The organism is Sphingomonas oligoaromativorans (assembly GCF_011762195.1).
Taxonomy (GTDB): Bacteria; Pseudomonadota; Alphaproteobacteria; order Sphingomonadales; family Sphingomonadaceae; genus Solisphingomonas; species Solisphingomonas oligoaromativorans.
Map to the genome: position 1 here is coordinate 1 of NZ_JAASQK010000020.1, position 10,849 is coordinate 10,849.

The window sequence follows — 10,849 nt, forward strand, 5'->3', positions numbered from 1 at the left end:
GAAGCGAGATACGTATCAATATCTATTCGTAACTCGTTCCTGAGTGCGATGGGCCGCCCCATTTCTCGTAACTGACCGCCCCATTTCTCGTAGGTCGCCGCCCCATTTCTCGTAACTGACCGCCCCATTTCTCGTAGGTGGGGCACTTTCAGGCAGATAATTCAATGGCTTCCGATCCTTGAATCATAGAATCAATAGAATCTGGAATCATCGCGCATACGCGCGAGGGAATTCGCCTGTGGATAACGCATCCATAATCCGGGCGAAGGCATGCAGACACATGCGGAATCGGCCTGCGGCCGATGCGCTCATGATGCGTGCCGGCTTCGCCGTCACAAGGGCGGCCTCACGGCCGCAGGCTTGGCGAAGAAGTAAGAGGGAGGGGCGGCTCTCCATGGCCTCTCCAGCGCCCAGAGAAGGCCATGGAGCCAGTTCACGAGGTCAGTGCACCCACCAACCTGTCCCAGGGCTCGGAAAGCACGCATCGCGCCCCTGCTGGCTTTTCTGGGTCCAGCCTTGCCCGCTGCATTTAGACAGCATCGCCATCAGCTCCGGATTGAGGCGGGCCATTTGCCGCGCAGTTCGCCCGTTGGGCGTGTTGGCCCAATCCACCGCCGCCTTCTCGTCATGCGCTTCGGCATAGGCCGCGTTGTAGCCGGAATCCCGACCCTTGGCGTAGCCCATCCAGCCGGCGCCAAGGGCTGCCAGCAAGGCGACAACCCCGATCGCGGTGAGAATGCGTGCATGGAGGAGCTGGCGGCCGAGCAGCTTGCGGCGGGCCTGGTCCTCGGCATCGAGGCGATCGACCAGTGCCTTGCGGGCGGTGCGTTCGTCGGCCTGTTCGCGCTGGAGGGAGGCAAGGGCCGTTTCCGCCCCCTGTTTCGCTCCGGTCGCCGCGTAGGCGGCGAGCTGCTTGGGATCGATCACCCGCTCGGCAATCGCCTTGTCTCGATCGGCGGCCTTGCGGAGACCATCTACGGACAGAGCTTCGAGTTTGGCGACACCGGCTTTCAGGATGGCCAGATCACGCAGGCCCTGGGCGGAGAGAGCTTCAAAGTGGGCGAGATCGGATTGGGCGCTGGTCGGCGCGGCGAACACCTCGTCAAACTCGGCCGGGTTGAAATCGAGATCATCCGTGTTGCCGGCACGATCGTCGCGCCCGAGCAACGATAGGCGGCGGTCATTATCACCCCGTCCCCGTCCACGATCCATCAGCGTTCCTCCTTCACCAGTGCCCATCCGTCGAAGGCCTTGCGGTCCTGATCGCGGGCGATGCGTTTCATTAGTTCGGACAGCACGCCCTCGAAGCGCGGATCCTGGGCGGCGGCATCGAGGAGCAGACCGCCCAGGATGATCTTGCGGCGGGTGTCCTGCTTGCGGCCGATGGCAGCGGCACGGGCGTTGAGATCCTGCAATCGGGCCTGCGCTTGCTGGACGCGCTTCCTAGCCTTCTCGATCGCTTCGGGTGTGGGGGCTGGCATGGTTGCTCCGCGAAAATTCGTGGCAGGCTAGGGAAGAAAACCCTTCCGAAGTATGAAGAAAGGGCGCACTTTAGCATTACTTCGTAATGCGTGCGGCAGGGACGCCCTGCACCCATGCCGCGAAGCGGCAACGGGGCCTCGGCCCCATACCCCGACCAGCGTCATGCCGCTGGACTACGTTTTTGGAAGGCGCAGCGATGGCGATCTACCATCTGGCGGTGAAGTCGGTGTCGCGCTCGACCGGGCGCAGCTCGGTTGCGGCTGCCGCCTACCGATCGGGCGACCGTCTCACCAACGAGCGCGACGGCCTGGTGCACGACTATACCGGCCGGGGCGGTGTCGAGGCGTCGTTCCTCGTCGTGCCCGAGGGGGCGACGTGGGCGCAGGACCGCTCGGCGCTGTGGAACGCGGCCGAGGCGGCGGAGAAGCGCAAGGACGCCAAGACCGCGCGGGAGTATGAACTGGCGCTTCCGGCCGAGCTGGACGCGGACGCGCGCCGTGAGCTGGTGCGGGCGTTCGCGGAGGGGTTGCGTGACCGTTACGGGGTTGCGGTCGATGCGGCGATCCATGCCCCGCACGATCAGGGCGACGATCGCAACCACCATGCCCATGTGCTGACCACCACCCGCGTCGTCACGCCGGAGGGGCTGGGGGCCAAGACCCGACAGCTCGACGTGCGTTCGACCGCCGCGGTCGAGGTGGAGGCGGTGCGGGAGAGCTGGGCGAGCTTAGTGAACCAGTCGCTGGAGCGCGCGGGGCATATCGAGCGGGTCGATCATCGCAGCTACGCGCGCCAGGGCCTCGCGATCGAGCCGATGGTGAAGCTGGGACCGGCTGCGTCGGCGATCGAGCGGCGTGCCCAGCGGCAGGTGCCAGCGGGCGAGAAGGCGCAGCCGGTGACGCTGCGCGGGCAGTTCAACGAGCTGATCCGTGAGAGCCGGCAGCTCGGGATTTACATCGAGCGCGGGCGGGAGTGGCTGCGATCGGTCGGCGAACGGGTGAAGGCGCTAGGGCCGGCGCTGTCCGGGCTTGGCCTGTCTGGCCTGGTGCAAGGGGCCGCGCGAACGATGCGCGCGGAACTGGATCGCGGTGACGGTGCCGGGATGACGCCGACGATCGGTAAGGGGCCACAGGATCGGGAAATCGGGCGACCCGACCGAGGGCGTGAAGATCGCGGGCGAGGGCGTTAGTCGCAGGGCATGGAGAGGCTCTATATGAGGGCAAGGCGCTAATCCCACGCGACCCCGCGTGATCGGCGGCCCTGATAGGGCGCTTGATGCCATCAACAGGCGTTTCGGCTGCGGCATGGCTCGCCCCGCTGCCATGGGCGCAGCCCCGATTTTCGGATGGTAGGTGTGAGCTAATCTTTCGCCCTGCTATATAACAACGGAAGATGATATTCTGGAAGATAGGACACTATAGCGATGGCATAATGGGGAAGTGTCGTGATCTATGCGTGGATTGATGGAGTAAAGAGGCAGCCGATCTCGAAGGGTGAGCGAACAAGTTGCCGTGATTGCGGGGGCCTTCTGACTTCCGTCATGCCGGCCGAGAATGTGAAGCACTGGCGGCATAAAGCTGGCGACTGCGACCGCTGGGGCGAACCGGAAGGCCCTTGGCATCTGGGATGGAAAGAGCAATTCGACATCGGGTGCCGTGAAATCGGTCTCTATGACAATGCCGCCGGCGAATGGCACCGCGCCGACGTCCTTGTGAACGCCAGCACGCCTAAGGCGACCGTGCTGGAGCTTCAGCACTCTAGCATAAGCGAACAGGAGCGCATGGAGCGCGAAGCCTTCTATCGCCAGAACCACCGCATGTTTTGGCTCGTGCACCTGCACGACGAAAGCAGCTTTACCGGCACGAGCTTCGCCCTGTCCCTCGGCCTTGGAAATCGTATCGGCGTGGTTAACGGCCACACCTTCCAGATTGTGCACTTCGCATCGCGCAGCAGCCAGTTCATCGAGAAATGGAAACGCTCCGCAGCGCACGTCTTCTTCGATTTTGGGGGGCACATTTTCTTCCTCGCAGGCGAGGCTGTCGCCCGCCAAGTCAACGGCGGGCTGCCGCTCAAGAAAGGGGACTTCGCCTATTGTCAGCTCACGCGCGACCAGTTCATTCGTGCCGTGCACGGAGCGGATTGAGCATGGCGGTCGGCATCGCAAAGGTGGAACTGGGCGACGGGCTGACGGGGTATCTCGCCGCGGCCGATGAGACGCAGCAGGAGATGCAGGGCGCGGATAATCTGCTGGTGAAAACCCTGTTCCAGTATGACGCCTATTTCCAGCGCGACCTCTGGGAACACGCGAGCGCGACGCCGCCCCTCGCGTGCGTCCTCTATCTTAACGCCTACCAGATGTTTCTTGCCGCCGCGCGTATGGCATTGAGTGGCCATCCGGTCGCGGTCTTCCCTCTGCTGCGAACGTCGCTGGAATCCGCCAGTTACGGTTATTTGCTGGAGCAGCAGCCCGCGCTTGCCGACGTTTGGACCCATCGCCATCGTAGCAAGGCCGACAAGACAGCTTGCCGCAACGCCTTCACCTTCAAAAAGATACTGAAGGGCCTCGACGATAAGGCCCCCGAAATTCACAAGCTCGCCACGCTCGCCTATGAAGGGGCGATCGACTACGGGGCACACCCTAACCTGAAGGGCGTCTTCACACACGTCTCGCTGAATGAAGACCGGCCGGACGGCATGGTGGCTGTGACCCACACCAGCCTCTACAGCGCCGGGCACGTCGAGACGATCCGCGGCATTTGCGCCTGCCTCGATTTTGGCTTGGCGATCATCGGCATAATCACCCTCGCCGGCGATCCCGATCCCGCCAAGCTCCAGGCGGAGCTTCAGGCATTGAACGACGCCAAGGAAGCTGCGACCGCCGACTATCTCGCGTCAGAATAGCATGGCAGGCTTTGTGGTATCGGAAAGCAGTACCTTCAGCGTGTCTCGTCGTCAGGGGAGGGAGCGGAGCGAGCCTCTTATCCCCTTCTGGGGCTTTTCAGCGCGGTTCTTCTGATCGTGGATCTGGCCTCGGCTCAGATCGCCTTTGGCATAGGCGATCGCGTCCTCCAGGCCGGCCCTGATCTTCTCGAATGCGCGGGTCATGCTCTCCTCCGGGACGTTGCTGCCTGACAGGCGTTCCTCAAGCGTGAGCCATCTTGCGGGGCCGCCCGCCCTTGGCGCCATTGGCCCGGGCTGCGGCGGCCTTGGCCGGCGAGGTTGTCTGGCCGGCGAGGCGGGCCATGTGGGATTTGGTCCCGAACAAGCCGGTGAGCAGGCCGGGAAGCGACAGATCGACGTCGAGGGCTTCCCAATGCAGACCATAGCCGAGGCCAAGAATCTCAACGTCAGCGAGCTGCTGGGCGGTCGCGCGCTCCAGTCCTTGCGCGATCCGGGGCGGGAAGGCGAAGGTGCAGCCGTTGGTGAGATCGACCACCATGCGGTCGAGCGCCGGGTCATAGCGCGCGGCGGCCGCGCGGGGTTCGGTTTCCAGGGCGAGCTTGCCTCGCGCCATGGCGGCGTCGATCTGGGCCTCGGTCAGGTCAGCCATGAATGTCGCTCCACCGTTCCAGCAGAGTGGCCTGCTGTTCTTTGACGATCTGCATCGCGCGCCGGATTTCGGCGCGGGTCATGCCGGCGGCCGAGATCAGTTCGGGTGCGCCACTCGCACCCGCGAGTTGGATCTTGGCCTCACCGTCACCGAACACATGAACATGGGCGGGCGTATGGTCATCGACGAAGATGACGACGCGTAAGCCATGGGCGCGATACACGGTGACCATGGTGGAAAATAACCTATCATGTTGGGTTTTTCAAGGACACTTAGCGCGTGCTCCACCAGCGTCACCGGGACTGCACGAGATTGGCAGCGGCGATCATGAGGCCAAACAGAATGCAGGCGGTGGAGATGCCGGCAGCCGCCGGTCCCCGCCCATACAGAGCTTGAAATGGGGCTTGGCAGGGAAGAAAAAGAAGAGGCGCCGCAGCAGACCACGGCGCCTCAGATAATCGGTTTATTGCCTAAGCCAGCTTAGTGCTTCGTAGGGTCTACGAGGATGAAGCGCTGGCCCGGCTTAGGGGTCGGGGGAAGAGGCTCCCCCTTGGTGACAGTCCGCTCTGAGCCTGTGCGCCCCCCACGAGGGCCCACAATCTCATACTGTCCTGACCGCGTAGCGGTCTCGCCTGGCTTGAAGCTCGCAGGCATCACGCCATACCCGGCAGATAAGGGCCAGGGAGCGGCAGGAGATCACGCGCAGCAGGCATGACGGCCACGTGCGCTTTGCCAGTGTTGATCTCCGAGATGCGGCCCGGGTTAACCCCAAAAAAAGCCGCGATATCGTTCTGGCGGTCGCCACGGGCCAGCATGGCCTTGGCAATAGCCGCCTCATCCGCCGAGAGGCGGGTCGGTTTCATAACATTCACGTTCTTGTACCTTTCCAAAGTTTGACTTTGGAATGGGCACAAGGTTGTCACACCGAGAGCGCCCATTCCAACAACTATTATAACCGTTTCGGGGGCGGTTGTCAACGGAAAATTAGCAATTAATGTCGCCGGGTGCTTCGTATATATCATGTGTCTGTATATTTATATCAATCTTATTAAGGGTGACATTTTTGTCCTGTGGCTATGGACGGATTTGTCCTATGGGTATGACGCATTTTGGCTAGGGGATTCCCATGGACGGGACTTTAAAAACGAAAGAAAAATGGGGTGCACATGTCACTGCATCCGGTTTCACGATCGTTCCTAACCACCTTCTTTCAATCAACCAGTTCGTTCAGGCAGAGAAAATGATCTCTCCAACGGAGATGCTGGTCTTGCTCCAGGTCTTGTCGGCGTGGTGGAGTGCGGAAAGGCTTCCCTTCCCGAGCAAGATCACGATCGCACAGCGGACCGGGCTGAGCACGCGGCAGGTCCAGCGCGCGTTGGCAGGCTTGGAAGAGAAGGGATATCTAAAAAGGGTGGCTCGTTTCAGTGACAATAAGTCAAGGAAGAGCAATAGCTACGATCTATCTCAGCTAGTTGAAGAAATTTCGAGGATCGCAAAAGAGAATCCTAAAATATTTAAATCAACAATAGCCGAAGATGTGAGCTAGATTTCACCAAAAGAAACAGGGCCTCCGCCGTAGGCGGAAGCCCTGAACTTGAAAGCGTCTATGGCGCTCTCGGTGTGACCGTCATTGAATAAATTTCTTTCTGCGAAAAGTCAAGGAAAATTGCATTTTGTCAATTTATTTTCTGCGAAAATCGGCAAAATTCTAAATTTCCCACCATCTGAATCAAAGATGGTGGGAGCGCGGGAGCAGGCAGGAAACTGTCCGCATCGTCTCATCCGCAATCAGCGGGTCCGGCCGTCGGCGGTGCCCTCGCCAGCGGTGTTAGCTTTGTCAAACCGGCGATAGCAGTCCAGACTCGGGGCTACCGCTTTTCACCCGCTATTATGCCGACACGCTCGAATTTGCCCGTGCTCTCCTACATAGGATAATGTCCTTTATCATATGTAGATGGGAGATGGACGATGGCTGTTACGGCACATGATGTTCGGACGCTGCAAACCTACGCAGCGGGGGTTATGGGGCGGGCGGACCATCATGCCGGGCAGGTCAAGGCGATTGCTCTCGCCTTGCTTGGGGGGATCATCTGGCGCGCTGAACCGGGCTCGATCGATATCAAGCAATATGATGGGGAGCTTGCGAACGTCCTTTGGTTCGTGGTGAACGGCAAGCGCTATGCCGTGGCCTACAATCACCATACTCTCCGGATTGAAATCCGGGATCGCACCCAGTCCGGTCCGGCCATCCATGCCTTCGACAATCAGACGCCGGTGACCAGCGTCGAGGCGATTTTTACGACGTTGTGAGCGAACTCGCTTACCTGCTGCCGTCATCGATGCTGCCGGCGCTGATCGCGTCGGCGGACGGGCGGGTGCAGACCCGTTTCCTCGAATTTTTCGCCGCCCAGATCCGCAACCCGCACACGCGGCGCGCCTATGCGCGGGCGATCGGTGAGTTTTTGGGATGGTGCTCACCGTTGGGCATCACTGCGCTCGACCAGATCCAACCGCTCCATGTCGCGACGTGGATCGAGCACCTCGGCCGCAGCGTGTCGGCGCCGACGGTCAAACAGCGCCTCGCGGGGGTGCGCCACCTGTTCGATTGGCTGGTCGTCGGCCAGATCGTCCCCACCAACCCCGCCGCCTCGGTGCGCGGGCCATCGCACAGCGTGCGGCGCGGTAAGACCCCTGTGTTGACACCGCAGGAGGCGAGGGTGCTGCTCGACAGCATCGATATCACCACCTCGGCCGGGCTGCGCGACCGGGCGCTGATCGCCCTCATGGTCTATTCCTTCGCGCGGATCGGGGCGGCGCTGGCGATGCGCGTCGAGGATGTGTTCGTGCAGAACCGGCGACTGTGGGTGCGGCTCCACGAGAAAGGCGGCAAGCGGCACGAGATGCCGTGCCACCATAATTTGGAAACGTATCTCGACGCCTATCTCGATGGCTGCACCCTCCGCGAAGACCGCAAGGGGCCGCTATTTCGGACGATTTCCCGGGGCACGAAACGGTTGAGCGAAACCCCCCTGCCCCAGGCCAACGCCTTCCAGATGGTGCGTCGGCGGGCGACGGCGGCGGGGATTGCCACGGCGATTGGCAACCACTCATTCCGGGCAACCGGGATCACCGCTTATCTCCAGAATGGCGGCACGTTGGAGCGCGCGGCGGTAATGGCGAACCATGCTTCCACCCGCACCACCCAGCTCTATGATCGCCGTTCGGACGCGGTGACGCTCGATGAGGTTGAGCGGGTATTGATCTAGGGAGCGTGATGCGGGCGATCTTCATTCGACATGGCCAGAGCACCGGCAACGCGGGCCAGCCCAGCAGCGATCTCGCGCTGATCGAACTGACCGAGCTGGGATGGCAGCAGGCCCATACGGTTGCGGCGGACTGGACCGAGGCGCCGTCGCTGATCGTGACCTCGCCCTATCTGCGGACCCAGCAGACCGCCCAGCCCACGATCGCGCGCTTTCCCGATGTGCCGGTGGAGGTGTGGCCGATCGAGGAATTCACCTACCTCCAGCCCGCGCGCTGGAACGGCACCACCAGCGCCGAGCGCATGCCGCATCTCGAGCGCTATTGGGCGGAGGCCGACCCCCATTATTGGGACGGCGAGGGGGCCGAGAGCTTCGCCACGCTGCTCCGCCGCGCCGAGGCGGCGCTGACCCGGCTGGCGGCCCTTCCCGGCGACACGCTCGCCTATGTCTTCGGCCATGGGCAGTTCATTCAGGCGGCGCGAGCCGTCGCGATCGAGCCCGACCTCGACGACCGGGAGAAGATGCGGCGCTTCTGGCGCAAGGGCGAGCCGCCGGCGATCGGCAATGCCGAGCGGGTGCCGCTGCGCTGGTCGGACGGAGCGTGGTGGACGGCGTTATGAGCTGATGGACGCGCGGGAATGCGGATCGAGACCGCTGACCCGGCGGATCGCCTCCATCAATTCGGGCATGGTCATGTCGCCCTCCACGAACTGCCGGCTGAGGGCTTCGATCTCGTCGGAAAGCACGAACCCCTCGAAGCGAACGCTGCCGCGCGCAAAGTCGACGGCCTCCTGGCGGCGTTGTCGCTCCTCCGGCGTGATCATGGGGTCACTCCTCCCCGCGCCCGAACAGGCGACTGAGGAAGCCGCGTTTGGATTCCGAGGCGGCCGGGCCGGTCAGCAATCCGATCACACGGGCCTGGGCTTCGCGGCGTTCCTCATCCGCACGATCAAGCCGCTGGCGCAGATCGTCGATCGTGCCCTCTCTATCGCGCAACTGTTCCAAAACCGCATCAAGACGAGCCTGTAACACCTTGGAATCAATAGCGTTGCTGGTGTTGCTGATGCCATTAGCAACTGGCTCATTTGGTGTTTCTGAAACGGTTGTTGTGGATTTGGGCGGGTAAACACGGTGAAGCTCGACGGGCTCGATGGAGAATGAGCCGTCGTCTTTCTTAATGGCTGAAATCCTACCGCTATTGATGGCGCGAGAAATGGAGGCTTTGCTGACGCCGGTTGCCTTAGCTGCCTCTCCGAGGGTGTAAGCCATCTCGTTCGCCCTGTTGCGTATCGTTTCAAAGTGCCGTTGGCTTACCCATTAGCAGAAACGCGAAATGCTAGGAATTGCCCCATTTCTCGGCACACCCCGTAACCCATTTCATCCAGTCCGATCGGAGGGCGTCACCAGAGAGTTGGCGCCGTTGATCGGCTCGGACGCGGATATATTGATCGGCGAGCCTCTGCACGGCGTGCCCTCCACCGTGGTGCAGACCGATTGCATGAAGCTCTGGCGCGTTGAATTCGGTGATCTGATCGTTGGCCGGCCAGCGCAGGATATCTGAAACAGACATTCGCTCTGTTGTCGCGGCGATCAGAGCCGTCGGATCGACGATGGTTTCGGTTGTTCCAGATCGGCGTGGCTTTCGGCCCGCACTATGGCGGCTAAGCTCGATGGCTGCGGCGTCGGTCGCAGCGTCATCCTTCGGGGAGAAGCATAGGGTGACATGGGTAATCTTCCCCCGGGCACCGCGCTTCTCCGTCCAATCCATCGTGAAGGCGGCGAGCTGGTCGATCTCGGCCTTTGCGAGAGCGAGAACAAAGCGCCTGAAGTCCGAGAAATTGAGCATCGTCTGAGGGGCGACGCCCAGGCGTTCCCGCAATTCTTCGATTGTCCCAGACCATCGGGGTTCGCGGCGGCCGGCCAGCAAACAGCCCATTTCGTAGAGCGTGATCGCGTATTTCGATCGAAAGGCGAGAAGAGCTGCCCGGTTTAGCCGAGCATAATAATCGCTGCCTTGGAGGACGGCTCTGGCCGGTGCCGTAAATTCCCATTCCACCGTGGCGAGGCCATCGTCCGCATGTTCGTTGAGCGTCCATGCGAGAAGGGCTGCGGTGAGCGTTGCAGAACGGCCTTGCGCCGAGGTGGAGGGCATCCGGAATTTGATGTCCATCAGCTCATCGAGCGTGTCCTGAATCCGGTCGTTGGATTCGTGACTGCCTCGGAGTTCGCGTTTGGCGATCACATGGGAGCCGGGCTTCCATGCCTCGCCAGCGGCTTTTGCGATCAGGAGAGCCAATGTTTTCCTAGCGGCCAGGGAAGGGGAAGCCCCGGCACCGAAACGGGCCTCAATGAACTCGCCAGCCTTCACGATCGCATGTCCGTCGCGCACGGCTGCTGTCGATGCGGCTTTCATCGTTCGACCGGGGGTGGGCTCGTCGGACATGGGTATGTTCTGCACAGAAGCGAGATACGTATCAATATCTATTCGTAACTCGTTCCTGAGTGCGATGGGCCGCCCCATTTCTCGTAACTGACCGCCCCATTTCTCGTAGGT

General features: G+C 61.7%; 16 protein-coding genes. 7 read left to right on the forward strand and 9 right to left on the reverse strand.

All coding sequences use genetic code 11. The annotated features are described in order from the left end of the window. Window positions 1-441 precede the first annotated feature (441 nt). Window positions 442-1,212, reverse strand: coding sequence for a hypothetical protein (locus tag FHS98_RS18390; RefSeq protein ID WP_167108861.1), 771 nt, complete (start codon window positions 1,210-1,212; stop codon window positions 442-444). Next, window positions 1,212-1,481, reverse strand: a complete 270-nt coding sequence (locus FHS98_RS18395; RefSeq protein ID WP_167108864.1) for a mobilization protein — start codon at window positions 1,479-1,481, stop codon at window positions 1,212-1,214. The genes FHS98_RS18390 and FHS98_RS18395 overlap by 1 nt, the downstream gene beginning before the upstream one ends. A gap of 197 nt (window positions 1,482-1,678) precedes the next feature. Here FHS98_RS18395 and mobQ point away from each other — a divergent pair, with 197 nt between their 5' ends. The 3 genes from mobQ to FHS98_RS18410 all read left to right on the forward strand — a co-directional run bounded on the left by mobQ (window position 1,679) and on the right by FHS98_RS18410 (window position 4,383). Beyond that, complete coding sequence (mobQ, locus tag FHS98_RS18400; protein WP_167108866.1) at window positions 1,679-2,671, forward strand: MobQ family relaxase; 993 nt, start codon at window positions 1,679-1,681, stop codon at window positions 2,669-2,671. Between the two features lie 351 nt (window positions 2,672-3,022). Then, window positions 3,023-3,625 carry a competence protein CoiA family protein gene (locus FHS98_RS18405; RefSeq protein ID WP_208402384.1) on the forward strand — a complete coding sequence of 201 codons (603 nt, stop codon included), beginning with the start codon at window positions 3,023-3,025 and terminating at the stop codon, window positions 3,623-3,625. 2 nt (window positions 3,626-3,627) lie between these two features. Further along, window positions 3,628-4,383 (forward strand): hypothetical protein, encoded by a 756-nt coding sequence (locus FHS98_RS18410; RefSeq protein WP_167108872.1) that lies wholly within the window; start codon window positions 3,628-3,630, stop codon window positions 4,381-4,383. Between the two features lie 51 nt (window positions 4,384-4,434). Here FHS98_RS18410 and FHS98_RS18415 read toward each other — a convergent pair whose 3' ends face one another. The 4 genes from FHS98_RS18415 to FHS98_RS18430 all read right to left on the reverse strand — a co-directional run bounded on the left by FHS98_RS18415 (window position 4,435) and on the right by FHS98_RS18430 (window position 6,054). Beyond that, window positions 4,435-4,587: a hypothetical protein gene (locus FHS98_RS18415; RefSeq protein ID WP_167108875.1), complete on the reverse strand. Its 153-nt coding sequence runs from the start codon at window positions 4,585-4,587 to the stop codon at window positions 4,435-4,437. Window positions 4,588-4,624: 37 nt separating this feature from the next. Further along, the gene (locus tag FHS98_RS18420) at window positions 4,625-5,032 is read right to left on the reverse strand and encodes a DUF2442 domain-containing protein (RefSeq protein ID WP_167108878.1); all 408 of its coding nucleotides are present in this window, start codon (window positions 5,030-5,032) and stop codon (window positions 4,625-4,627) included. Beyond that, window positions 5,025-5,264 carry a DUF4160 domain-containing protein gene (locus tag FHS98_RS18425; RefSeq protein WP_167108881.1) on the reverse strand — a complete coding sequence of 80 codons (240 nt, stop codon included), beginning with the start codon at window positions 5,262-5,264 and terminating at the stop codon, window positions 5,025-5,027. Before FHS98_RS18425 ends, FHS98_RS18420 begins: the two co-directional genes overlap by 8 nt. A 421-nt stretch (window positions 5,265-5,685) precedes the next feature. After that, on the reverse strand, window positions 5,686-6,054 hold the full coding sequence (locus tag FHS98_RS18430) for a hypothetical protein (RefSeq protein ID WP_167108858.1): 369 nt from the start codon (window positions 6,052-6,054) through the stop codon (window positions 5,686-5,688). Between the two features lie 104 nt (window positions 6,055-6,158). On the opposite strand from FHS98_RS18430, the gene FHS98_RS18435 reads away from it, so the two are divergent. From FHS98_RS18435 to FHS98_RS18450, 4 genes are all read left to right on the forward strand, one after another. Beyond that, window positions 6,159-6,578, forward strand: a complete 420-nt coding sequence (locus FHS98_RS18435; protein ID WP_167108884.1) for a helix-turn-helix domain-containing protein — start codon at window positions 6,159-6,161, stop codon at window positions 6,576-6,578. Between the two features lie 422 nt (window positions 6,579-7,000). Then, window positions 7,001-7,342: a hypothetical protein gene (locus FHS98_RS18440; protein WP_167108887.1), complete on the forward strand. Its 342-nt coding sequence runs from the start codon at window positions 7,001-7,003 to the stop codon at window positions 7,340-7,342. Continuing rightward, the gene (locus FHS98_RS18445; protein WP_341786107.1) at window positions 7,339-8,298 is read left to right on the forward strand and encodes a tyrosine-type recombinase/integrase; all 960 of its coding nucleotides are present in this window, start codon (window positions 7,339-7,341) and stop codon (window positions 8,296-8,298) included. The genes FHS98_RS18440 and FHS98_RS18445 overlap by 4 nt, the downstream gene beginning before the upstream one ends. A gap of 8 nt (window positions 8,299-8,306) precedes the next feature. Further along, a complete protein-coding gene (locus FHS98_RS18450) occupies window positions 8,307-8,915 on the forward strand; it encodes a histidine phosphatase family protein (protein WP_167108890.1) in 609 nt (202 codons plus the stop codon). Here FHS98_RS18450 and FHS98_RS18455 read toward each other — a convergent pair. The 3 genes from FHS98_RS18455 to FHS98_RS18465 all read right to left on the reverse strand — a co-directional run. Continuing rightward, on the reverse strand, window positions 8,910-9,119 hold the full coding sequence (locus tag FHS98_RS18455) for an antitoxin VbhA family protein (RefSeq protein ID WP_167108893.1): 210 nt from the start codon (window positions 9,117-9,119) through the stop codon (window positions 8,910-8,912). The genes FHS98_RS18450 and FHS98_RS18455 overlap by 6 nt on opposite strands. Before the next feature lie 4 nt (window positions 9,120-9,123). After that, window positions 9,124-9,564 (reverse strand): MerR family transcriptional regulator, encoded by a 441-nt coding sequence (locus tag FHS98_RS18460; RefSeq protein ID WP_167108896.1) that lies wholly within the window; start codon window positions 9,562-9,564, stop codon window positions 9,124-9,126. 67 nt (window positions 9,565-9,631) lie between these two features. Further along, window positions 9,632-10,849 (reverse strand): replication initiation protein (locus FHS98_RS18465; protein WP_341786108.1); only part of this gene is annotated, 1,218 nt, incomplete at its 5' end.